At 42.1% G+C, this 23,299-nt stretch carries 20 protein-coding genes; 11 read left to right on the top strand and 9 right to left on the bottom strand.

Features of this window, described 5'->3' with window-relative positions:
* The first annotated feature begins 153 nt into the window (after nucleotides 1–153).
* Nucleotides 154–906, top strand: coding sequence for a hypothetical protein (locus tag J4G44_RS05580; protein WP_179990198.1), 753 nt, complete (start codon nucleotides 154–156; stop codon nucleotides 904–906).
* 48 nt (nucleotides 907–954) lie between these two features.
* Here the strand turns inward: J4G44_RS05580 and J4G44_RS05585 are convergent, their stop codons facing one another.
* On the bottom strand, nucleotides 955–3,849 hold the full coding sequence (locus J4G44_RS05585) for a valine--tRNA ligase (protein WP_154320986.1): 2,895 nt from the start codon (nucleotides 3,847–3,849) through the stop codon (nucleotides 955–957).
* A gap of 251 nt (nucleotides 3,850–4,100) precedes the next feature.
* Here J4G44_RS05585 and J4G44_RS05590 point away from each other — a divergent pair, with 251 nt between their 5' ends.
* The 4 genes from J4G44_RS05590 to J4G44_RS05605 are packed head-to-tail and all read left to right on the top strand — an operon-like array spanning nucleotide 4,101 to nucleotide 6,470.
* Nucleotides 4,101–4,769 carry a hypothetical protein gene (locus J4G44_RS05590; protein ID WP_207973923.1) on the top strand — a complete coding sequence of 223 codons (669 nt, stop codon included), beginning with the start codon at nucleotides 4,101–4,103 and terminating at the stop codon, nucleotides 4,767–4,769.
* 42 nt (nucleotides 4,770–4,811) lie between these two features.
* Nucleotides 4,812–5,618, top strand: coding sequence for an SDR family NAD(P)-dependent oxidoreductase (locus J4G44_RS05595; RefSeq protein ID WP_179988541.1), 807 nt, complete (start codon nucleotides 4,812–4,814; stop codon nucleotides 5,616–5,618).
* Between the two features lie 56 nt (nucleotides 5,619–5,674).
* The gene (locus J4G44_RS05600) at nucleotides 5,675–5,848 is read left to right on the top strand and encodes a hypothetical protein (RefSeq protein ID WP_207973924.1); all 174 of its coding nucleotides are present in this window, start codon (nucleotides 5,675–5,677) and stop codon (nucleotides 5,846–5,848) included.
* A gap of 7 nt (nucleotides 5,849–5,855) precedes the next feature.
* Complete coding sequence (locus tag J4G44_RS05605) at nucleotides 5,856–6,470, top strand: PA3715 family protein (protein ID WP_154320985.1); 615 nt, start codon at nucleotides 5,856–5,858, stop codon at nucleotides 6,468–6,470.
* A gap of 27 nt (nucleotides 6,471–6,497) precedes the next feature.
* Here J4G44_RS05605 and J4G44_RS05610 read toward each other — a convergent pair whose 3' ends face one another.
* From J4G44_RS05610 to sdsA, 8 genes are all read right to left on the bottom strand, one after another.
* Nucleotides 6,498–6,959 (bottom strand): YbjQ family protein, encoded by a 462-nt coding sequence (locus J4G44_RS05610; RefSeq protein WP_179989227.1) that lies wholly within the window; start codon nucleotides 6,957–6,959, stop codon nucleotides 6,498–6,500.
* A 6-nt stretch (nucleotides 6,960–6,965) separates the two neighbouring features.
* Nucleotides 6,966–7,304 (bottom strand): YbjQ family protein, encoded by a 339-nt coding sequence (locus J4G44_RS05615; protein ID WP_179989228.1) that lies wholly within the window; start codon nucleotides 7,302–7,304, stop codon nucleotides 6,966–6,968.
* Nucleotides 7,305–7,445: 141 nt separating this feature from the next.
* Entirely contained in the window at nucleotides 7,446–8,891 is a 1,446-nt protein-coding gene (gene adeK / locus J4G44_RS05620; protein WP_207973951.1) for a multidrug efflux RND transporter AdeIJK outer membrane channel subunit AdeK, read from the bottom strand.
* The gene (locus tag J4G44_RS05625) at nucleotides 8,891–12,070 is read right to left on the bottom strand and encodes an efflux RND transporter permease subunit (RefSeq protein WP_207973925.1); all 3,180 of its coding nucleotides are present in this window, start codon (nucleotides 12,068–12,070) and stop codon (nucleotides 8,891–8,893) included. The genes adeK and J4G44_RS05625 overlap by 1 nt, the downstream gene beginning before the upstream one ends.
* Before the next feature lie 13 nt (nucleotides 12,071–12,083).
* Nucleotides 12,084–13,346 (bottom strand): efflux RND transporter periplasmic adaptor subunit, encoded by a 1,263-nt coding sequence (locus tag J4G44_RS05630; protein WP_004972282.1) that lies wholly within the window; start codon nucleotides 13,344–13,346, stop codon nucleotides 12,084–12,086.
* Between the two features lie 21 nt (nucleotides 13,347–13,367).
* Nucleotides 13,368–13,985 (bottom strand): phosphatase PAP2 family protein, encoded by a 618-nt coding sequence (locus J4G44_RS05635; RefSeq protein WP_004972280.1) that lies wholly within the window; start codon nucleotides 13,983–13,985, stop codon nucleotides 13,368–13,370.
* Nucleotides 13,986–14,127: 142 nt separating this feature from the next.
* Nucleotides 14,128–16,188: a site-specific recombinase gene (locus J4G44_RS05640; protein ID WP_207973926.1), complete on the bottom strand. Its 2,061-nt coding sequence runs from the start codon at nucleotides 16,186–16,188 to the stop codon at nucleotides 14,128–14,130.
* A gap of 12 nt (nucleotides 16,189–16,200) precedes the next feature.
* Complete coding sequence (sdsA, locus tag J4G44_RS05645) at nucleotides 16,201–17,178, bottom strand: All-trans-nonaprenyl-diphosphate synthase (protein ID WP_104853134.1); 978 nt, start codon at nucleotides 17,176–17,178, stop codon at nucleotides 16,201–16,203.
* Nucleotides 17,179–17,650: 472 nt separating this feature from the next.
* Here sdsA and rplU point away from each other — a divergent pair, with 472 nt between their 5' ends.
* From rplU to cysG, 6 genes are all read left to right on the top strand, one after another.
* On the top strand, nucleotides 17,651–17,962 hold the full coding sequence (gene rplU, locus J4G44_RS05650; protein WP_004972275.1) for a 50S ribosomal protein L21: 312 nt from the start codon (nucleotides 17,651–17,653) through the stop codon (nucleotides 17,960–17,962).
* A gap of 19 nt (nucleotides 17,963–17,981) precedes the next feature.
* Nucleotides 17,982–18,236 carry a 50S ribosomal protein L27 gene (gene rpmA / locus J4G44_RS05655; RefSeq protein ID WP_004760935.1) on the top strand — a complete coding sequence of 85 codons (255 nt, stop codon included), beginning with the start codon at nucleotides 17,982–17,984 and terminating at the stop codon, nucleotides 18,234–18,236.
* A 230-nt stretch (nucleotides 18,237–18,466) separates the two neighbouring features.
* Nucleotides 18,467–19,165 carry an outer membrane lipoprotein periplasmic chaperone LolA gene (gene lolA, locus J4G44_RS05660; protein ID WP_096902723.1) on the top strand — a complete coding sequence of 233 codons (699 nt, stop codon included), beginning with the start codon at nucleotides 18,467–18,469 and terminating at the stop codon, nucleotides 19,163–19,165.
* A 459-nt stretch (nucleotides 19,166–19,624) separates the two neighbouring features.
* Entirely contained in the window at nucleotides 19,625–20,422 is a 798-nt protein-coding gene (locus J4G44_RS05665; RefSeq protein WP_131260689.1) for an RsiV family protein, read from the top strand.
* Between the two features lie 120 nt (nucleotides 20,423–20,542).
* Complete coding sequence (serS, locus tag J4G44_RS05670) at nucleotides 20,543–21,814, top strand: serine--tRNA ligase (RefSeq protein WP_207973927.1); 1,272 nt, start codon at nucleotides 20,543–20,545, stop codon at nucleotides 21,812–21,814.
* Between the two features lie 63 nt (nucleotides 21,815–21,877).
* On the top strand, nucleotides 21,878–23,248 hold the full coding sequence (cysG, locus tag J4G44_RS05675) for a siroheme synthase CysG (RefSeq protein ID WP_004972262.1): 1,371 nt from the start codon (nucleotides 21,878–21,880) through the stop codon (nucleotides 23,246–23,248).
* Nucleotides 23,249–23,299: the final 51 nt, after the last annotated feature.

The raw sequence follows: 23,299 nt of genomic DNA on the forward strand, positions 1-23,299 counted from the left end.
TGTCGCACTTCAAGTTTTACTCTGCCAAGTTTTATTAGTAGATGATCTTTATCGTTCTGGTAGTACACTTAAGGAAATTACTCATGTTTTGTATGAACAGGGGCAGGTTTCTAATGTGTATGTTGTTACTTTAACTAAGACTAGAGTTAATCGATGAAAAAAGTATTTATATCAGGGTCTATTGCAATCAAGACATTACCTGACTGTGTCTTGCAGAGTCTAGATAAGATGATGCAGAATAATTTGGAAATCTTAGTTGGTGATGCTAGCGGTATAGATGAACAAATCCAAAAATATTTTTCTAAGCATAAATATCAATATGTAACTGTTTATAGTATCTATAATCAGCCTAGAAATTTGAACTCTTCTGATTTTAAAGTGAAAATTATTGATGTCGAAGTTGAAAGCAGTCGTGAAAGAGAGAAACAAAAAGAAAAAGATAAAGCAATGACCAATGATAGCGAATATAGCTTAGTTATTTGGGATGGAAAAAGTAAAGGAAGTTATTCTAATATTTTACGTTCATTAGAACAAAATAAACCTGTTAAAGTTTATCTAGATGAAATTAACAATTTTATTGAAAAAAATAAAATAACAGTTCCTGAAATAGAGTACATATATCGAAAAAATAATGGTTATGCTGCTCAAGAAGTTGTTGAGTATTTGTTGGAATCTAATATTAATCAATTTAAAAATACGCGGGAATTAAATAAGTATTTAATTGAAAATAAAATTATTGCTAAAGAAGAATCTATTTATGTTCCTTTGATGGATGAAAAGTTTTTTATTGTTGAAAAATATCAAGGTAAAGTGAGTGGATTAAAATTTACAAATGAATTTATGCAATGGTTTGAATTAGAACTAAAAAAATTACCTAATTTTGAGCAAGATGATATGTTTGGATAAAAAAATCCCCTCATTCGAGGGGATTTTTTGAATCAAACTAACAACACATTAAAGCGCTGCAATCTGCTCCATATTCGCTTTAATTTTCGCTAACTGATCCGCAAACTCAGCAAGTTTTACTTTCTCACCTTCAACCACAGCAGCAGGGGCTTTAGCCACAAAACCTTCATTCGCAAGTTTAGTTGCAATTTGGTCATGCTGCTTTTGAACCTTGTCTAAGTCTTTTTGCAAACGACCCAATTCTGCTTTCGGGTCAATTAAGCCCTTCATTGGAACGTAAACAGATACGTGACCCACGACAGAAGATGAAGACAATGGCGGTTGTTCACCATCTGCCAAGAAGGTAATACTCTCAACTTTCGCCAATGCTTTAAACAACGGCTCAATACGAGAAATTTGTGCTTTTTCTGCTTCAGTCGTGTTCTGTAAAAGCACAGGTAATAAGCGTGCATTACCTAGACCCATCTCACCACGAATGTTACGCACCGCACCAATCAAACCTTGTAGCCATTGCATATCTGCTTCGGCTTGTTCGTTAATTTTGGCCTCATCTGCAACAGGGTAGTTTGCCAACATAATGGTTTCGCCACCCAAGCCAATCATTGGCGCAAGTGTTTGCCAAATTTCTTCAGTCAAGTAAGGCATGATTGGATGAGCAAGACGTAAAGAAGCTTCCATCACTGCAAGTAATACACGACGTACTTCGGCTTTGCGTTCTTCAGAAACAGACTCATCATTCAGAACAGGTTTGGTCAGCTCTACATACCAGTCGCAGTATTCATTCCAAATAAAGTCATAAATCGCTTGCGCAGCCAAGTCTAAACGGTAAGTTGCAAACGCTTGATGAACAGCTTGCTCTGCCTTTTGTAAACGGCTCACAATCCACTGTTCAGGCAATTCCCAAAGGTCTTGACGTGCCTCTTGACCAACCGTTTGACCTTCAACATTCATCAATACAAAACGGGTAGCATTCCAAATTTTGTTGGCAAAGTTACGGTAACCTTCCACACGTTTCATATCAAACTTGATGTCACGACCTGTGTTTGCCAATGCACAGAAGGTAAAACGAACAGCATCTGTACCATAAGCCTGAATCCCTTCAGGGAATTCTTTGCGGGTCGATTTTTCAATTTTCGCTGCTTGTTTCGGGTTCATCAAACCCGTCGTACGTTTCTGTACTAAAGTTTCAAGATCAACACCATCAATCAAGTCTAATGGGTCAAGCACGTTGCCCTTAGACTTCGACATTTTTTGACCTTCGCTGTCACGTACCAAACCGTGAACGTAAACTGTTTTGAACGGTACTTGTGGCGTGCCATCTTCATTCTTCATGAAGTGCATGGTCATCATGATCATACGCGCCACCCAGAAGAAGATGATGTCAAAACCTGTCACCAATACATCAGTGGAGTGGAAGGTATTTAAGAAGTAGTTTTCTGCATCTTTCTTGGCATCACCCGTCCAACCTAAGGTCGAGAATGTCCAAAGTGCAGAGGAGAACCATGTATCCAGTACGTCTTCGTCTTGGTTTAATTGAACATCGGCAGGGATATTATTTTTCGTACGAACTTCTTCTTCGTTACGACCTACATAAACATTGCCTTCAGCATCGTACCAAGCAGGAATACGGTGACCCCACCACAATTGACGCGAGATACACCAGTCTTGAATGTTGTTCATCCACGCCATATACATATTGCTGTATTGCTCAGGCACGAACTTGATGCGACCATCTTGCACCGCTTCAATTGCAGGTTGCGCTAACGGTGCAATTTTCACATACCATTGGTCAGTCAATAATGGCTCAACAATTACGCCCGAACGGTCACCGCGAGGTGGTTTCAAGGTGTACGGTTGGATTTGATCTAACCAACCTTCGCTTTCCGCTTGTTCAACTAATTTTTTACGTGCTTCAAAACGCTCTAAACCAATGTAGTCTGCAGGTGCAGGAATGGTTTTAGAAATTTGTTCGCCTGCTTTCGCAATATATTCAAACTCAGCCAATACTTCAGCATTTTTGTTGAAGATATTGATGATTGGCAATTCGCAGCGTTTACCCACTTCATAGTCATTGAAGTCGTGTGCAGGGGTAATTTTTACACAACCTGTACCGAATTCTTTATCGACATACTCATCTTTTACGATTGGAACGGCACGACCTGTAATTGGGAGGATGATGTTTTGACCAACAAGGTGCGAGTAACGCTCATCATCAAGGGCAACCGCAACCGCAGTATCACCCAGCAATGTTTCAGGACGAGTGGTTGCCACTACAATGTGATCTTTACCATCGTGAGTGCGTAGTGATTTATCTTCAAAGAAATATTTGAAGTGCCACAATGAACCTTGTTCTTCTTTATCCGACTCAACTTCTAAGTCAGAAAGGGCAGTTTGTAATTTTGGATCCCAGTTTACAAGGCGTTTGCCGCGGTAAATTAAACCTTCTTCGTGTAATTTCACGAAAACTTCTTTCACCGCATTCGATAAGCCTTCGTCCATAGTGAAGCGTTCACGTGACCAATCTACCGAAGAACCTAAACGGCGGATTTGACGGGTAATGTTACCGCCAGATTGTTCTTTCCATTCCCAGACTTTTTCGATGAATTTTTCACGACCTAAGTCATGGCGGCTGATATTTTGCGCGCCCAATTGACGCTCTACTACCATTTGTGTGGCAATACCCGCGTGGTCTGTACCCGGTTGCCATAAAGTATTTTTACCCGACATACGGTTAAAGCGCGTGAGGGCATCCATAATGGCGTTGTTAAAACCATGACCCATGTGCAAGCTACCTGTGACGTTTGGCGGCGGAATCATGATACAGAATGATTCGCCTTTTTCAGACGGCTTAAAGTAGCCGTTTTCTTCCCAAGTCTTGTACCATTTTTTCTCGATCTCGGTAGGATCGTAGGTTGTAGCAATATTTTGCGCTGAATCAGTCATAGTAAGAACAGGTTAAAAGTGAATAAAAAATTGTAACTATTGTAGCAAAAAAATTGCCCGCTAAGCGAGATTCAACTCAGCCAAACTTATCGCAATTGGCAGTTGGGCAAACTCATCGTATGATGGGCGACAAGTATGATAAAAACTTCAAGTTCTCCGTTGCCTGTAACACTGTTTTAAACTGGGTTTAAGCAATGGATTTTAAAATAGATGAAAACACATCAATACGGTCAAAATAGGCAAGTTCAGTTATGACTTATGCTGTATCTTTAAAATTAAAACCAGAAACATATCAAAGATTTCAACACATTCATCAACAACTCAATGCAGGTGAATCGGAAAGTTTATCTAAAGCTTTGGGGGCGGTACTGACCGATATTTCTTGTGAAATTATTGAGCAACTTTTTGGTGAATTGTCACGTTCTAGTCATTCACTGGATGGTGAATCTGAAAAAATTATTCAGCAAGTCATACAAACCATGCAAAAATATATGGCATGGTCGGTGTCGTTTTTTGGCAATGAACGCTTAACGCCTATGGTGAATTATCTGGCAAGCATGATGTATCAGCAGGAAGGGCAAGGTTTTGTGACTTATCCTGTCGATAGTATTGTTATGAAAGAAACGTTGGGTTGTATTGAGCAAATTCGGCAGGGCAACAGTGCATGTATTGCGCCTGCATTTAAAGGGTTTACTCAAATTATTGATCAGGGCGTGGGTTATTTAATTCGTGATCCGAAAAAAATGCTGAAATTTAATTTGGTGGTCGATAAAACTTTAAACGGTGTGATTCATTTGACTACGCAACTGGGGTATAAACGCCTAGAAAAAATGGGTGCGCAATTCGATTTGGAAAGTGCAGAGATGTATTTAAACCATTTTCTTGGGTTTTTGCAGCATCCTGCAAAACCTAAGACTTAAATTTTGATGACTTAAATTTTTAAATAACGCGGACAAACGGTTATGGCAAAACGGGAAAACTTGGAACATAAAGTGGTGTGGATTACAGGTGCATCTTCTGGCATTGGTAAGGCATTGGCAAAAGAGTGTGCTTTACAAGGTGCACAAGTGATTTTAACCGCACGTCGTTATGAAGAACTTGAAAAAGTACGCGTGAGTTTGCTGAATCCTGAACGTCATCTTTCTGTATGTGCAGACATCACCAATGAAAGTCAGGTGTTACATGCGTATGAGCAAGTGTTGGCACGTAAAGGACGCATTGACTGGCTAATTAATAACGCAGGTTTAAGTCAGCGCGCTTTAATTGCTGATACGACCATGCTGACTGAACGCACCATTATGGAAGTGGATTATTTTTCTCAGGTCTTTCTGACTAAAACCGTCTTGCCGACCTTTTTACAGCAAAAACATGGTCGCATTATTTTTGTATCTAGTGTTGCAGCATTATTGGGTACGCAATATCGCGCGTCATATTCTGCAGCGAAAAGTGCCATTCACATGTGGGCGAATAGTTTGCGTGCAGAAGTAGCAGAGCAGGGCGTACAGGTTTCAGTTGTTTTCCCAGGATTTGTGAATACCAATGTGTCTTTTAATGCATTAAATGGTGAAGGCAAACCACAAGGACATCAAGATGAAGCCATTGAAAATGGTTTAGATGCTGATGTTTTTGCTAAAAATACAGTTAAAGCACTCATGGCAGGCGATGAATATATCGTGGTCGGGGGCGCTAAAGAAAAACTGGGCGTGTTGGTGTCGCGTTTATCGCCAAGTACTTTATATAAAATGATTCGTAAAACCAAAGTGAAGTAATTTTTAATCAAAGTGACTTCAAAATAAAATAATAAAAACAAAAAGAAGGATGAGCCATGCGTTTAATGATGAAAGGTATTTTTTTATTTATCAGCGCGTGGCTTTTCGCTTTCTTAGGGATGACTCAAACGACATTTGCCAAATTACAAACAAACGATGATTCGTTGTGTAAACAACCTGAATATATTGAAAAGATTTTACGACAACACAAATACAACCACAGTGAATGAGGACTTTTTGGCTTGTGCAGATTTCCCCAATGTTACTGAACAAACTTTAATTGCTTATGCTGAAACTCAGACAAAAGATGATCAACCTGTAGATGATTATCAGCTGACTTTTTTAACCGTAAATAGTAAAACGCAAAAGCTTCATTCAATCTATCACGTGAAAGAGCTTTTGCCTTCAGATGCAATTGAACTGCGTTCTATCCATTTAGATTTGGCGCCGTATCAAGTTTCTGAAAGCTTAAGGGCAATTGGTTTAAGAAGGAATTATGCAGGACGTTCAAGTGCCAATCCTTTTTCGGCGCAAGTACTCGATTTATATGATTTACAACATAACAAGAAAATTTTAAACGGCTTAATCGTAGCGCGCTATCAGGCAGAAACCGATACACGTTGTAATGCCAAAGTAATAGAAAGCAAAGCTATTTTAATGATCTTGCGAAATACAACTCGACAATATTTTGATATGCAATTACGTGATCGTATTCAACATTATGAAATGTCGGGCGATTTAGAAAATTGCAAAGAAACTAAACGAGTGTCTACTCAACAGCGTTTCACTTTAAAATTTGATGGTCGGCAATATCAAATTCCTCAGCCTTATCGAGATCAGTATTTATACTAAATTCTTTACAAACGCTGAAAGATGTACTCAGCGTTTTGCAGAGAATTGACTAACGCTATTTTGAACCGCCGTTCCATAAGCAAAGACTTCGACCATGCCGCCTTGCATCCCCAATTCTGTGGTGCTTAAACGCAGCCCCATAATATGATTTGCGCCCATTTTTTCAGCTTCTAATTTTAAACGGACGATGGCTTCACGACGCGCCCGCTCGACAATACTTTCATAACTGGTCAAGCGCCCGCCAAAGAAGTTCTGAATATTGGCAATCACAAACTTAAAATAATCATGAGAAATGACCACATTGCTGTGTATCAATTGCCCAAAATTGGGACTGGTCTGGAAGCGGTTATTATCAATCTGAATATAACTTAAATGCAGTTCTTGCTCGGCTAAATATTTGAAATGTTTGCGTTCGTTGTGTCGCCCAAAACCAAAGCCTACGGCAAATAAAATCGCAAAGACAACAATTTGCAGAATTAAATTATCCATGTGATGTTATTCCTGTTCAATAATCTTTGCTTTCTCGACCACCACTGCTGTACCATAAACAAACAATTCCGAAGCACCTTGAGCGATATTTGAAGTAGAAAAGCGAATCCCAACAATAGCATTGGCACCTAAACCACGTGCTTTAGCAATCATACGATCCATCGCTTCTTGGCGTGATTCTTCTAGTAATTCGGTATAAGCCGTTAATTCACCACCGACAATATTTTTGAGTCCTGCCAAGAAGTCACGCCCCACATGCTTACTGCGTACGGTGCTGCCATAGACCACATCAATTTGCCGTGAAATACGATGACCTGGTACAGATTCAAGATTACTAAGCAACATAAGATTCTAATATTTAAAAACAAGACGTATTGAAGATATGAAATGTGCTTGCAAAAAGCAATAAAAAAGCCCACCGAAGTGAGCTGATTTAGTCTTTATATCTGAGCTGTTAAGCAGCAAATTTAAGGTAGACGCAAAGACTTATTGCGCTTTACGTTCTGCCGATGATGCAGGTTGTGATGTGGCATCTGAAGTATTGGCTTTCACACCGCCACCCAAAGATTTATACAACTCCACCTGATTGTTCAAATTGGCTTGTTCCAACAACAATAAACCTTGTTCTGCTGCATAAGACGTACGCTGTGCATCCAACACGGTTAAATAGTTGTCAATGCCTGCGCGGAAGCGTGCATTAGATAATTTATAAGTGGTATTGGTCGCATCAACCAAGCGTTTTTGTGCCGCTAAACGATCACCAATATTTTGACGAACTGCCAAAGCATCATTCACTTCACGGAATGCAGACTGAATTGATTTTTCATAGTCAGCCAAAGCAATTTGTTGATCCGTTTCTGAAATTTTGATGTTGGCTTGGCGTGTGCCCCAATCAAAAATTGGCAAGTCGATGCTCGGGCCCACTGCCCAAACAAAACTGCCTGATTTAAACAAATCACTCAAGTCAGTTGATGCATAGCCTGCATTGCCCGTGAGGCTAATGCTTGGGAATAAACGTGCTTTTGCTGCACCAATATTGGCACCCGCAGCCGATAGTCGATACTCTGCAGTACGAATATCAGGACGGTTATTCAGCAAGTCACTTGGTAAGCCAGCGCCAATTGCGGTAGTTTTGGTAATGTGCGTCACACGCTGCGTTGGCAATAACGCACTTGGAACTTGTTCGCCCACCAACAAGTTCAGCAAGTTTTGTGCTTGCGCGACTTGGGTTTTGTAGTTGGCGACATCATTACGTGCAGTTTCAACTGAAATTTGTGCCTGACGGACAGGTAATTCACTATCAATGCCGACATCAAAACGCTTTTTGTTGAGGTTATAAGACTCAAGCTGTGTTTTTAAGGTTTGGTCTGCCAGTTTTAAATTGGCATTGGCAAAAGAATAGTTGAGCCATGCTTGCGCCACCTGACCAATCAAGGCAATTTGTGTGGCATCACGCGAGCTTTGAGTTGCCAAGAAGTTATCTAATGCATTGTCTTTTAAGCTGCGTACACGACCCCAAAAATCTAGTTCGTAGGCAGTTATACCTAAACCAACGTTATAGCGTGTGTGTGTGCCTAAAGCAGTACCTTGGTCTTGACGCAGTACGCCACCGCTAGCACCAATGGTAGGTAACTGGTTGTTTTCGGTAATTTGATAGGCTTGTTGGGCACGTTGGATATTCAGCGTCGCTGTGCGTAAATCACGGTTATTGTTCAATGCCATATCCAAAACTTGTAATAAGCGTTGATCGGCAAAGAAATCTTTATAACCTTGTTCAGCCACTGAAGTACCCGATGCAGCAGCAGTATAGCTGCTTGGAATACTTGCCTGAGCGACGGGCTCTGGCCCACGCATACTTTGACAAGCTGTCAAAGCAAGCGCGAGGGCAGAAACCGCAATACCACGGCCTGTATGCGACCATAAGTTTTGCATCACGATACATGCTCCTGATTATTTTGTTGTTTTGGTTTGTATTTAAAGATACTTCTGATCCAAACGTAGAACACTGGAATAAAGAAGATCCCTAACAAGGTTGAGCTAATTACACCGCCCAAGACCCCATAACCGACTGAGTGTTGGCTACCTGCACCTGCACCAGATGAAAGAGCAAGTGGCAATACACCAAAACCGAAGGCAAGGGTGGTCATAATAATTGGACGTAAACGCATTTTTGCAGCATGCAAAGTGGCTTCAAACAGGTCTTCACCTTTTTCTTGTAGCTCTTTGGCAAATTCTACAATCAAAATGGCGTTTTTCGCAGACAAACCAATCACAGCAATAATTGCCACTTGGAAGTAAATGTTATTGGATAGGTTCGGGTTCTTGAACAAGATCATGCCCCCGAAGGTGAGCAATAATGCCCCGACAATCCCTAACGGTACAACCAAGAGGACTGAGAATGGAATAGACCAGCTTTCATATAAAGCTGCCAAACACAGGAATACAATCAGTAAAGACAACGCATACAAGAACGGTGCTTGGTCGCCCGATTCACGTTCCTCTAGCGATAAGCCTGTCCATTCATAGTCAAAGCCATTTAAGCCCATAGACGGTAATTTAGCGACAATTTCTTCCATGGCTTGCATTGCTTCACCTGAGCTGACGCCCGGAGCAGGTGCACCCTGAATGTTCTTGGCAGATACGCCGTTATAGCGTTCTAAGCGCGGCGAACCATAAGTCCACTCACCTGTTGCAAAGGCAGAGAACGGTACCATTTCACCACGGTTATTGCGCACATACCACTTGTTTAGGTCTTCAGGCATCATGCGTGAGTCTGATTCAGCTTGAACATAAACTTTTTTCACACGACCACGGTCAATAAAGTCATTGATGTACGAACCACCCCAAGCCATGCCCATCGTGCTGTTGATTTCAGCAATGCTGACACCTGCTGCACCTGCTTGCGCCTGATCAATCAGAATACGGTACTGTGGTGTATCTTCCTGACCATTTGGACGTACGCCCATTAAGCGAGGGTCTTTGGCTGCTTCACCCAAGACAATGTTACGTGCCATGGTGAGTTTTTCGTGACCATTACCTGCAGCATCTTTCAGCTGTAAGTTAAAGCCTGCACTCACACCCAATTCAGGCATTGCTGGCAGCTGTAATGGCATGATGTAGGTCGCATCTTTCACAATCATGTTCAGCGCCATACCACGCTGGATAATTGCACCCACTTGTGATTCTGGACTTGTACGTTCACTCCAGTCTTTTAACTTAATGAATGCCATACCAGCGTTCTGACCAACACCCGAGAACGAGAAGCCAGAAACACTAAACACCGACTGCACATGCTCTTTTTCATTTTCTCTGAAGAAGTTAGTCATGCTGGTCATCGTGGCATCAGTACGTTCCAAAGTCGCATTTGGTGGGAGTTGCACCAGTGTCATCACCACACCCTGATCTTCATCAGGTAAGAACGATGATGGAAGTTTCTGGAACAACAACACAATAATACCCAACACCACTGCATATAAAATTCCTGAGAAAATTTTGCTGTGGGTCATACGGTCTACACCGCCTTGATACTTGACCGAAATCTTATCAAAGCTACGGTTAAACCAACGGAAGAAACGGGCAAATACGCCGTTGCTTTCAGGTTTGTTTGGATCATGCTGTTTCAGAATGGTGGCACACAGGGCAGGGGTAAAGGTCAAAGCAACAACCAGTGACAGCACCATGGCAGTCACAAGGGTGATTGAGAATTGACGATAAATAACCCCTGTTGTTCCACCAAAGAATGCCATTGGAATGAACACCGCAGACAGTACTGAGGTAATCCCGACCAGTGCACCTGAAATCTGTTTCATGGATTTTTCAGTTGCAGCCACAGGGTCAAGATGTTCTTCCACCATGACACGTTCTACGTTTTCTACTACAACAATCGCATCATCAACCAGTAGACCGATGGCGAGCACCATGGCAAACATGGTGAGAGTGTTGATGGAGAAACCAAACATATTGATCACGGCAAAAGTACCGAGAACCACCACAGGCACAGCCATGGTTGGAATAATGGTGGCGCGCCAGTTCTGTAAGAACAGGAACATCACAATAAAGACCAAAATGATCGCTTCAATTAAGGTTTTAACAACACTCTTAATCGAAAGTTCAATAAATGGCGTGGTATCAAAAGCCAACTCATCCTTTAAACCCGCAGGGTAGTTAGGACGTAATTGCTTGAGGCGTTCTTCCACAGCAGCAGCAGTATCTAGGGCGTTAGCACCTGTAGATAATTTAATTGCGACACCGCCCGCAGGCTTGCCGTTGTATTTAGAAATAAACTGATAGTTGTCTGCACCAAGTTCAATTCGTGCGACATCACCCAAGCGCACTTGAGCGCCCGAAGCGGTATTTTTTAGGAAAATATTGCTGAATTGTTCAGGTGTTTGTAGCAAGCTTTGTGCAGTTACCGTAGCATTCAAAGCCTGACCTTGAATTGCAGGCGCACCGCCCAATTGACCTACCGCAACCTGTGCGTTTTGGGTACGAATCGCTTGAGCAATATCACTTGGTGTGACTTGCAAGCTTGCCATTTTGGCAGGATCCATCCAAATACGCATGGCGTATGAGCCACCAAAGACTTGTACTTCACCCACACCTGCAACACGGCTCAGCGGTTCAGAAATGTTAGAGTTAACATAGTCTTTAATATCATCGGCAGACAGGCTTTCATCAGGTGAATAAAAAGCGAGAACCTGTAAGAAGCTCGCTCCTGATTTGGTCACTTTCACGCCTTGACGTTGCACATCATCAGGCAAGAGCGCCGTAGCAGATTGCAATTTGTTCTGTACTTGAACCTGTGCAATATCTGGGTCGATACCTTGTTCAAAGTTTAACGTAATGGATGCAGAACCGTTCCCCGCACTGTTGGATGAAATATAGCGCAGACCATCCAAGCCGTTCATTTGTTGTTCAATAATTTGCGTTACTGTGTTTTCCACAGTTTCAGCAGATGCACCCGGATAGGTTGCAGCAATGGTGACCGTTGGCGGTGCAATGGTCGGATATTGGGCAATTGGCATATTGGTGAGGGTAATAATCCCCGCCAACATGATTACCAATGAAATCACCCATGCAAAAATGGGGCGATGAATAAAAAAGTGAGCCATTAACGTCTACTCCTTATGTATTTGAAGTAGCTTTTGATTCAGTTGCTTGGGCTTCTGAGGCTGGTTTGGCATCCCCCGATTTTGCTGGTGCAGCAGGTGCAGCTTGAGGAGCAGCGCCTTGCGGTTGATACGGCTTAGCGACCACTTGCTGTTCAGGTTTTACTTTGGCAATACCTTCTACAATCACTTTATCGCCAGTTTGCAAACCTTCAGTCACAATCCAGTTGCTGCCTTGCGTACCAACTGTGGTTACAGGACGCGGCTCAACAATACCTTTGGCATTCACAATCATTGCCATTGCCTGACCTGTTGGGGTACGGCTAATCGCAGCTTGTGGAATCAAGATCGCGTTAGGAATCACACCTTGCACAATTTGCGCAGTGGCAAACATACCCGGCAATAATAAATGATTTGAATTTGGGAACACGGCGCGTAAAGTCACGGTGCCTGTTTCTGGGTTCACGCTGGCATCAGAAAAAGCCAAACGACCTTCAACAGGGTAGTAGCTGCCATCTTCAAGTTTTAATTTTACTTTGGTGTTGTTGCTGCTATTTAAACTACCTTGACTCAATTGCTGACGTAAACGTAGTAACTCTGCGCTGGACTGATTGATGTCTACATAAATTGGGTCTAAGCGTTGAATAGTCACCAACGGTTCCGCCTGACTCGCAGTAACCAATGCACCTGCAGTCACAGTAGAGCGGTTAGTTTGCCCTGAAATTGGGGCACGTACAGTCGAATAGCCTAGGTTAATTTCGGCATTGCGTACTTCTGCTTGAGTCGCAGCAACATCGGCTTCGGCAAGTTTTACCTGTGCCACAATGTCATCATATTCTTGTTTAGAGATTGCATTGCTGCCTACCAACTGACGGTAACGACCTTCTTTAATGCGTAACACATTCAATTGCGCTTGCTGGCGGGTGAGTGCTGCACGGCTACTGTCTAGACTGGCACGGTTGGTACGTGAGTCAATTTCATAAAGCGCCTGACCCTCACGCACGTAGCTGCCTTCGGTAAATAAACGTTTCAGAACCACACCACTGGTTTGTGGGCGAACTTCTGAAATTTCAAAGGCTGTGGTACGTCCAGACAGTTCTACAGACTGTTCCACGCTTTGTGGCTGTGCCACCAGTACGCCAACCTCAGTCGGTGGCATTTGCTGAGCTGCACCTGCTTGCTGTGCATCTTTTGGATCTTTGCTACAACCCACAAGTGCTAAACTTGTGGCTAATGCGCAAGCAGTCAGGGCAGGAGCCCAAAGCTTTGCAGACATCATTCTTTCACCTCTATTAGATTTTTATCTAAACTTATGTATTGGTTTGTCTTGCAGATATTGAGCGCAAAACAGATACCACAATGTGATCCAAATAAAACTTATGCTCCAACCAGAGAGGACATCTGAAGGATAGTGCACTCCCAGATACACACGGGAAATGCCCATCAGCAACATCCATAACCACGCGCACACAGACAAAATTTTATGCGCTGGATGTTGCAAACTCAGGTAAATCACCAAACAACCTAAAGTTGCAGCATAAAAACTATGAGCGCTTGGAAATGATGCGCCAAAAGTTTCCACCAAATGCAATGCTTCAGGCGGGCGAGGTCGCGCGAATAGGTATTTGAGCAGCCATGAAAGCGCAATACTTACGACCAGTCCTACACTGATAAAAACAATTTTTGTGTATTTTTTATACCATGCCAAATAGAAACACCATAGGCAGGTTAAAAATAATACAAATGGCATGCCACCTAATACAGAAAGTGTGATTGCCAATTGATTCAAATGTGCGGTGCGCTGGGTACTTAAAAACTCCACACTGGCAACATCAAATTGTTGCCAACTTGGAATGTTTAGCACTAACACACTGATTATAAATAGTAAACTACCGAGATAAAGCAGTATTTTAGGCATGCTAAAAATCCCTGTAAGTTTAACCGATTTGAGCACGGTTGATGAATGGAATAAAGTGTACTAGTCAGTACACTTTATTTCAAGCCAATGTAAATGAGAAGAATTTCTTTTTTTGTTACTTTGTGCGCAATGTAAATGTGCACTAAATTTTAGCATTTCGTTCAGTATTTGAGGATGAATCGTCATCCACTGTAATTGGTTGTTTCGGTGGCCAAAAGAAATCACTTGGACGGGTTAAGAAGTGAGTAAGCACCAATTTTGCCAAAGGTTTCCACTGTTCAAAACGTACCCGACGCGCACGCAATGCCACAATAATGGTTAAAGTAAAGCTGACAAATAAGTTGGTTAAACCAATTAGCAGCACGCCTAAAAAGGACACAATAATCAGGCCAATTTCAGGTGAGCCATTAATATTCATTAAACCCTGAATAAAGTTGGCAGAAGCGAAGGCAATGTGGCGAATATCAATCGGTAAACCCAAAATATAACCCAGCGTAGCGGTACTGCCGAGCATAATCCCGAACAGGAAATTACCTGCCAAAGCCCCTAAGTTTCGTTCTATATAATTGGCAAATATATTGAGACGTTCTTGTCCGAGTAACTTCTTTAAATGCAGATGAGCTTTTAAGCGCGGCCCGACTTTACGATACACCGCCATGTTATCGAAATAACCTGCAATCAAACCAGACAGAAATAAAAATACCCCGGCAATAGCGGCATGCGGAATGGCAAGTGACGTAAACGGATTCAAGTCGTGTAGCAAATGGGATGCTTTGGTGTGTGACATCAACGGTTCATGCAATATGGCATCCCAACTAAACGCAATTAAGGCTGCAACTGGAATCGCAATCGAAATATTGCCCAAAATAGCGACGAATTGCGTACGGATAATATTAATAATTAAGGCTGCAAGTTCGGCGATTTGCGCCATCTTAGAGCCTTTGCGGTGTTGAACCGTCGAGGCGAGTGCTGCTGCTGTCATTGCGGGTTGTTTAGTGGCAACGGTAAAGTGCAAGACATGAATTAGCATAAAACCAAATGAATAAATCATGCTGTTGATGATAGCCTGCATCATCGGGGCAAGGACTAAACGCGAGGCGAGGGTTTTTAAAGTCGCCATCATGGCAATTAAAACACCTGCACCTGCTGCAGCTTTATACATGCTCCAAAAACCGTCTTTATCGGTACTTACATAATGCTCACCCGTTTTACTGGCATTTTCAGTAACTTGTAAGGCAATTAACTCACTATTTTCTGCAAGCAAGGAACGTACACTGCGTTCGCTATATAGTGCCGCAGTGACATCTACAAGTAACTGTCCTGCGGAAACATAAGCGACATTGTCTTGCGCCACGATTAAATTCAGCAACAGTTCAATCCGCTCTAAACATTGTTCAAGTAAAGACAATAAGTAGGTCAGACTGATGCTGACGCCAGTTCGTTTGGTGGCACGACGAATTTTACTGCTGACATCATGACATTGGTCAATCATCACCAAAGCTTGAGAGGCATCGGGTGGTTGAATGGCACTGATTTGATCGTGTTGTTGATCGGCAACTTTATAAAGCTGAATAAACTCGTTGATTTCGCGGTTTTGTGCCAAAAAAGGTGAATCATATTCACTTAGTTCAGGATAGGCACTAATAAATTCAGGATATAAACCAATGCCGCTGACCCGATATGACAGCACTGTTAGAGCTTTAATAATTTCACTGCGAATCAGGCGTTTTTGTGTTTGTCCGCCATGTCCGCGATTCAGTAAAGTAAATAATTGCTGCCATTCGGTATCTTCAATATTGTCGAGCCAGTATTTATCACTACGTAGTGGAAAAACTCGACGGACTAAATCTTGCAGTTGGCTTTCATCATTAATCAGCGGTAAAAAGTGCGCGCCCAAACGCTGAAACAACTGATTCCAAAAACCATCGAGCGATAAAATTCCCGTGTCGGCATATAAACTGGTTTGTTTGTATTGATTGATTAGACGTAAAACAAAATGTTGCAGGGTTGAGCTGGCATCAGGCGTTAGCAGAAGTGCTTGCAAAAAAGCCTGAAACTTTTCATGGGTTTCTTCTAAATCTTGAGTGTCACTTGGACGGATACGATTGACCAGTTCAATCAGCAGACTTTCATCCAGAACAGCTTTGGGTGTATCTAGCTGCTCTTGCATTTTTCTAAGTAAATCGTTGAGTTTTATATGCATAAGCTGCTTAAATTATTGAATGCGATGTAAAGCCAATAAGGCTAAATTCTTTAAGGCCTGACGATACTCCGAGTCTGGCAGTGCTTCTAAAGCGGCAATAGCGGCTTCTGTTTCTTCTGTGGCACGTTGGCGGCAATAATCGAGAGCGCCAGAGGACTGCACAATGGCAATAACCTGATCGAGGTCAGAAGTACCACCTGTCGCAATACTGCGACGAATAATTTGATGTTGTTCGCCAGTGGTATTTCTTAATGCAGAGATTAAAGGCAAAGTTGGTTTGCCTTCCATTAAATCATCGCCAATATTTTTACCTAATGTTTCAGCGTCTGATGTGTAATCTAAAATATCATCAATAATTTGGAAGGCATTGCCAAAGTGTCCTGCAAATAAACGCAACGGCTCACGGTACTGTGGCGTGCCTGTTAAAATTGCTGCACCTTCAGTGGCAAGTTCAAATAAACGTGAAGTTTTGCCGTGAATAATGTCTAAATAAATTTGTTCTGTAGTGTCAGGTTGATGCTGTGCCTGTAATTGTAAAACTTCACCTTCGGCAATTTCACAAGTCCCTGTAGAAAAGTCTTTTAGCAATACCAAATCGTTTAAATCGACCAATAAGTCAAAGGCGCGTGAAATTAAAAAGTCACCGACTAAAACCGCTGTTTGGTTATTCCAAGTGGCGTTAGCAGTAGGTCGACCACGACGTAAGCCAGACTCATCCACCACATCATCATGCACTAAAGTTGCGGTATGCAGCATTTCAATAATTGCAGCCAGTTTACGTTGACGCTCTAAATCTTCTGCACCACAAGCTTTGGCAGCAAGTAAGCACATAATTGGACGCATGCGCTTACCGCCAGCTTCGACCACATGCTTACTAACCGCCATCACTAACGCGACTTTAGAGGTAATCCCTTCATTAATAAATGTATCCATCGCGGCAAAATCAGAAGCAACAGGGGCGAGAATGTCTTGCTTAAAGTCGATGGTCATGTGAAGAGAAACCTCAATAATATTGAATGACAACTTAGTTGAATCAGTTGTAACTTATGTTACAGCCAAGAAAACTGCTTAAGTCTGCGAAAATAACGCAATGAATGCAATAGTTAGGCACCTGCCAAATGCTGTAATTGTTAATTCTACTAGAAAACGAAGTCAATAACTTTGTGGGTAAATTCAGTTATTTGCTCAAGTTGGGCATGATTTTAACAAGCACAGCAGTTTACGCCAACACAATCTGTCTATATTGATTGATCCATTGAATATGGATGAGGCTGCAGAAAGTCATTTACGCGGCTGGGTATTAAATAATCAACCTTGTTGTGCAATAATTGCCGTAAATGGCTTGTTGTTTGTGCGAATATCGCTTAAAATCTTTGCCCTTGAATAACCCCCAGTGGCGTTCGTTTTAAGATCGATATATCCCTTTATCGGCACGACGACACGGGCATGTTTGGAGTACATTATGTACGCAGTAATCCAAAGCGGTGGTAAACAGCACCGTGTTGTTGAGGGTGAAACCCTTAAAGTTGAATTATTGAAAGCTGAAACTGGCGCAACTATTACGTTTGATGACGTATTAATGGTTGTAAACGGTGACAACGTTCAAATCGGTGCTCCAGTTGTTGCTGGCGCTAAAGTAACTGCAGAAGTGGTTGGTCATGGTCGTCACGACAAAATCCGTATTGTTAAAATGCGTCGTCGTAAACACTACCGTAAGCAACAAGGTCACCGTCAATGGTTTACCGAGTTGAAAATTACTGGTATTGCAGGCTAATCACTAGGAGTAAATAGACATGGCAACTAAAAAAGCCGGTGGATCGACTAAGAACGGTCGTGATTCGAATCCTAAGATGTTAGGTGTTAAAGTTTACGGTGGTCAAACTGTAACTGCTGGTAACATCATCGTTCGTCAACGTGGTACAGAATTCCACGCTGGTGCAAACGTAGGTATGGGCCGTGACCATACTTTATTTGCTACTGCTGACGGCGTAGTAAAATTCGAAGTGAAAGGTCAATTTGGCCGTCGCTACGTATCTGTTGAAGCGTAAGCTGAAATAGTGAAAAAACCCACAAGTGATTGTGGGTTTTTTTATGCTTGTATGATGGAAAATTAGGGTCAAAGGATAACTTTTAGTTCTTCATCATGATGGATAAATTTCTACATTTTATATTAATAAGCATACAAAACTTCTTATTTTCTATCATATTAGCGCCAGAAATTGGTTTAAGATGGGACATCCAAAACATTGCGATTGAGCAAATATAAAAAGGTGAATCTATGAATATGCTTCGTAAAACGATGTGTGCTGTGGCATTGGGTGCAACCACTTTGGCGCCAATCATGAGTACTACAGTGTTTGCTGCGCCAGTGGCAGCATCGGAGCAACAAGCGACAGCAAACCTTGTTAAACAATTGAATGGTATTAAAAGTTTTACCGCCAATTTTGAGCAAACCACAAAAGTTAGCAACAATGGCAAGGCTTTGCCAAACCGTGGTTTATCGGCACAGCACATGAACCAGAATTTTAAAGGGGTTATGAAAGTTGAGCGTCCGGGTAAATTCTTTTGGGAAACCACCAGTCCAGCCAAACAAACAATTGTGACTACGGGTAAAACCGTATGGATTTATGACCCAGACTTACAACAAGCTGTACGCCAAAGCCTAGATGATCAAGTGGCAAATACGCCTGCGTTGTTGCTTTCGGGCAATACCAATCAAATCATGCAGTCGTATCGTGTGACCCAGCCGAATAAGTCAAAGACTTATTACACCTTATACCCAAAAAGTGATGATGGCGTATTTCAGAGTTTAACCATTAGTTTTGGTGCGCGTAACGCGCCAACCTTAATGATTTTACAGGACTCATTGGGACAAACCACGCATGTGCGCTTTAATAATGTAAAAGTCAATGCGGCGATACCAGCCTCAACTTTTAATTTTACTCCACCAAAAGGCACGGACATTATTGATCAATAATTGAATGTTTTCATACATTCTTTTAAAAGCATAATTTGTTATTCCTTATCCTAGCCTTCTCCCACAGGGAGAAGGTTTTCAGCTTCAGCATAGCGGAAATTTATTTGAATATTCTTCCCGAGAAATCCACAATTTCTGTGGATAAATCTTGGGATAATTCACATTTTGCAGTATGCAGGATATAGACTGAGTCATCACAGATCATCATTTTGCACTAATGATGTGTTATCAATATTTTGATTTATAATCAAAAAATAAAAATAATCATACAAAAATATGAGCATTAATTTTAAGCAACTTTATCCCCCGATTATTCCGTTACACAACTGCTCTAGGATTGAACAGCGAGAGTTATCTATAGTCTTGACTAATTCAATTGAAGCAATTTTATCGCAAGATTTGTGCAGGTTTGCATTTCTAATCATTGGACTTTATGAATCGTGGTAGAAGGGGAATTTAATGCAATATTTAAAATCACAGGTGTTTTTGGGTGCTGTCGCTTTAAGTTCGGTTCTGTTGTTGACTGCATGTCAGCCAAAGAGTGAGGCAACTTCTAAAACCGAAACTGAGCAAGCTGCGCCTGCATCTGTCACAGCCGAGATTCCTGTGATTCAAGCTAAAGTGGTGGCGCTTAAATTGCCACAACAGCAAATTTGTGATGAAGAAGGCTGTACTGCTTACGATATTCAGACAGTAAAAACCAATGTGGCGTGGATTGATGAATATTTTATGCAGCGTTTGCAAAAGGCAGACCCAATTGCATTTTCTGAAGCTGCGGCATCAACTGCAACGCCAAAGGTAGAAGAAACCGATCCTATGCGACTGAGTCAGAGTTCGAGCTATGTGCGTTATATCGGGCAACATGCCAATTTAGCGACGTTTAGTTTGCAAAGCTATAGTTACCCTGCGGGTGCAGCACATGGTATTCATCACCAAGAATTTGTGACTTTTGATTTAAAACAGAAAAAGCGTTTGGCGTTGCAAGATATTATGCTGCCCAATACGGAAGCCAAAATGACAGAAGAATTATTTAACCATAATTATAACTGGCTAGATGAACATGATATTTCCCGTGAAAAGTTTAAACTGAGCGATAATTTTTATTATGGCGCCAATGGTTTGGTCTTTGTCTACCCGTTGTATGAATTGGCATCTTATGCAGAAGGTATGCCTGAGTTGATTCTGCCTTACTACGCGACAGAAAAATTAATAAAGTCTGAATATTTGCCAAGTTTGCCGCAGTATCCTAGCCAATAAAATTGCACAAAAATACGCAGAGATTGCTGTAATAAGGTGCAGCCGTGAATCGGGTTACTGTATTTTTTAACCCGAAGCGCTTACACTATAGCCAGTTTTTTTCTTATTCCAAGATTGGCTATGATTGACCCGAAATTACTCAGAAATAATATTGAGGCTGTAAATTTAGCCTTGGCAAAACGTGGTGTGCAATTAGATGTGGCAGAGTGGGCAGCACTTGAAGCACGTCGTAAAGAATTGCAATCTAAAACCGAAGCATTACAGGCAGAGCGTAATTCGGGCGCAAAACAAGTCGGTCAGATTAAAAAAGCAGGTGGTGATGCTTCTGAAATTATGGCTCGCATGGCTGCTATTGGCGATGAAATCAAAGCCGCTGAAGTGGCTTTGGCAGAGTTGCAAGATGAGTTAGAAGCTAAATCATTGTCTATTCCAAACTTGCCAGATGAGTCTGTGCCTGAAGGTAAAGACGAAGCTGATAATGTAGAAGTATTGAAATGGGGCACACCACGCCAGTTTGATTTTGAAATTAAAGATCATACCGACCTTGGCGAAATAATGGGTGGTTTGGAATTTGAAACTGCAACCAAATTAACAGGTTCTCGTTTTAGTGTTTTAAAAGGGCCATTGGCACGTTTACAACGTGCAATTACACAGTTCATGTTAGATACACATACTGTTCAAAATGGTTATACCGAAGCGTATGTGCCGTATTTGGTCAATGCAGATTCATTGCGTGGTACAGGTCAGCTGCCTAAATTTGAAGAAGATTTGTTCAAATTACAAGGTGAAAAAGAATACTATCTAATTCCAACTGCCGAAGTTCCAGTAACCAACTTTGTGCGTGATGAAATCATTGATCCTGAACGCTTGCCATTAAAATATGCCGCTCATACCCCTTGTTTCCGCAGCGAAGCAGGTTCTTATGGTCGCGATACTCGTGGTTTAATCCGCCAACACCAATTTGATAAAGTCGAAATGGTGCAGATTGTAAAACCAGAAACCTCAATGCAGGCTTTAGAAGAATTGACTGGACATGCAGAAGGTATTTTGCAGGCACTTGGTTTACCGTACCGTAAAATTATTCTATGTGGTGGCGATATGGGCTTTGGCGCAACCAAAACCTATGACTTAGAAGTTTGGGTGCCAAGTCAAAACACTTACCGTGAAATTTCATCATGCTCGAATATGGGTGATTTTCAGGCACGCCGTATGAAAGCCCGTTATCGTGTCGATCAGAAGAAAACTGAGCTGGTACATACCCTAAATGGTTCAGGTCTAGCGGTTGGACGTACTTTATTAGCTGTGATGGAAAATTATCAACGTGCTGATGGTTCGATTGAAATTCCTGCAGTATTACGTCCGTACATGGGCGGTTTAGAGTTTATTGACTAAGTTGAGTGCAGGTCGACTTAGGATGAAATTGCTTACAATCAGATTTAAATATTGAGGTTTAGTGTGGATATTTTTCCAATCTCGTTAAAGTTGCAGCAGCAACCTTGTCTGATTGTGGGCGGTGGGCATATTGCTTATCGCAAAGCGGTGTTACTGGCTAAAGCGGGCGCAAAAGTTGATGTGCTTGCCCCTGAAATTGATGTCAATTTATTGCAACTGGTGCAACAAAGTCAGGGGCAGTATGTACAGGATGTTTTTAGTCCATCTACTGCGTTACGTCACTATCGTTTGGTGATTGCTGCAACGGATAACAATTTGGTCAATCAGCAAGTTTTTGCAGCTTGCGAAGCCGAAAATGTGCTGGTCAATAGTGTTGATGATCCACCACATTGCCGTTTTATGGTGCCTGCCATCATTGACCGTTCGCCTTTGGTGATTTCAGTCGCGAGTAATGGCACATCGCCTGTATTGTCACGTCAAATTCGTACACAACTGGAAAGTACCATTCCGCATGGTATGGGCAAACTGGCAGAGTTTTCAGGTCAGTGGCGTGCCGCAGTAAAACAGAAAATTGTAAATCCAGATGAGCGCCGTATTTTTTGGGAGGAGCTATATGCCAGTCCTCTTAAAGAACAGGTGTTCAACGACAATCTTGACGCTGCAAACCAAAGTATCCAACAGGCTTTAGCGGAATGGCAAACACCGAAAGGCGAGGTGTATTTGGTTGGTGCAGGGCCAGGTGATCCTGAGTTACTGACCTTAAAAGCCTTGCGTTTAATGCAGCAAGCCGATGTGGTGATTTATGATCGTTTGGTGTCTGCACCTATTTTAGAATTGTGTCGCCGTGATGCCGAAAAAGTCTATGTCGGAAAAGCACGTTCTAACCATGCTGTACCGCAAGAAGGCATCAATGCATTATTGGTGAAATATGCACAAGCAGGTAAGCGAGTTTGCCGTTTAAAAGGTGGCGATCCGTTTATTTTTGGGCGTGGCGGTGAAGAAATTCAAGAATTGTATGAAGCAGGTGTGTCATTTCAGGTCGTACCGGGCATCACCGCAGCCTCGGGCTGTTCGGCTTATGCAGGTATTCCACTGACTCATCGAGATTATGCGCAAAGTGTGCGTTTTCTTACTGGACATTTAAAAGAAGGTTCGCCTGAATTGCCGTGGTCAGAATTGGTGTATGAACAGCAAACTTTGGTGCTGTATATGGGCTTGGTTGGCTTAGAAAGCATTTGTGAAAAACTGATTGCACATGGACAACGGGCGGATATGCCTGTCGCCTTAATTTCTAAAGGCACGACACCTGAACAAAAAGTGGTGGTGGGGACGTTGGCGGATATTGCCAGTAAAGTCGCACAGCATCACATTCAGGCACCTACCTTGACCATTATTGGTGAAGTGGTCAATTTACGTGAACAGTTGAAATGGTAATGAATCTCCCCCAACCCCTCTTTTAAAAAGAGGGGAGTTCCCACATTTTCT

The organism is Acinetobacter towneri (genome assembly GCF_017498585.1).
GTDB classification, from domain to species: domain Bacteria; phylum Pseudomonadota; class Gammaproteobacteria; order Pseudomonadales; family Moraxellaceae; genus Acinetobacter; species Acinetobacter towneri.

Bases quoted from the DNA above. Each gene is read 5' to 3' on its own strand.
- J4G44_RS05615 (WP_179989228.1), bottom strand. From the start codon at position 7,304: ATGTTGCTTAGTAATCTTGAATCTGTACCAGGTCATCGTATTTCACGG.
- J4G44_RS05590 (WP_207973923.1), top strand. From the start codon at position 4,101: ATGACTTATGCTGTATCTTTAAAATTAAAACCAGAAACATATCAAAGA.
- sdsA (WP_104853134.1), bottom strand. From the start codon at position 17,178: ATGACCATCGACTTTAAGCAAGACATTCTCGCCCCTGTTGCTTCTGAT.
- rpmA (WP_004760935.1), top strand. From the start codon at position 17,982: ATGGCAACTAAAAAAGCCGGTGGATCGACTAAGAACGGTCGTGATTCG.
- serS (WP_207973927.1), top strand. From the start codon at position 20,543: ATGATTGACCCGAAATTACTCAGAAATAATATTGAGGCTGTAAATTTA.
- J4G44_RS05625 (WP_207973925.1), bottom strand. From the start codon at position 12,070: ATGGCTCACTTTTTTATTCATCGCCCCATTTTTGCATGGGTGATTTCA.
- J4G44_RS05595 (WP_179988541.1), top strand. From the start codon at position 4,812: ATGGCAAAACGGGAAAACTTGGAACATAAAGTGGTGTGGATTACAGGT.
- J4G44_RS05635 (WP_004972280.1), bottom strand. From the start codon at position 13,985: ATGCCTAAAATACTGCTTTATCTCGGTAGTTTACTATTTATAATCAGT.
- J4G44_RS05630 (WP_004972282.1), bottom strand. From the start codon at position 13,346: ATGATGTCTGCAAAGCTTTGGGCTCCTGCCCTGACTGCTTGCGCATTA.
- rplU (WP_004972275.1), top strand. From the start codon at position 17,651: ATGTACGCAGTAATCCAAAGCGGTGGTAAACAGCACCGTGTTGTTGAG.
- J4G44_RS05665 (WP_131260689.1), top strand. From the start codon at position 19,625: ATGCAATATTTAAAATCACAGGTGTTTTTGGGTGCTGTCGCTTTAAGT.
- J4G44_RS05610 (WP_179989227.1), bottom strand. From the start codon at position 6,959: ATGGATAATTTAATTCTGCAAATTGTTGTCTTTGCGATTTTATTTGCC.
- lolA (WP_096902723.1), top strand. From the start codon at position 18,467: ATGAATATGCTTCGTAAAACGATGTGTGCTGTGGCATTGGGTGCAACC.
- J4G44_RS05640 (WP_207973926.1), bottom strand. From the start codon at position 16,188: ATGCATATAAAACTCAACGATTTACTTAGAAAAATGCAAGAGCAGCTA.
- J4G44_RS05600 (WP_207973924.1), top strand. From the start codon at position 5,675: ATGCGTTTAATGATGAAAGGTATTTTTTTATTTATCAGCGCGTGGCTT.
- J4G44_RS05585 (WP_154320986.1), bottom strand. From the start codon at position 3,849: ATGACTGATTCAGCGCAAAATATTGCTACAACCTACGATCCTACCGAG.
- J4G44_RS05580 (WP_179990198.1), top strand. From the start codon at position 154: ATGAAAAAAGTATTTATATCAGGGTCTATTGCAATCAAGACATTACCT.
- adeK (WP_207973951.1), bottom strand. From the start codon at position 8,891: ATGCAAAACTTATGGTCGCATACAGGCCGTGGTATTGCGGTTTCTGCC.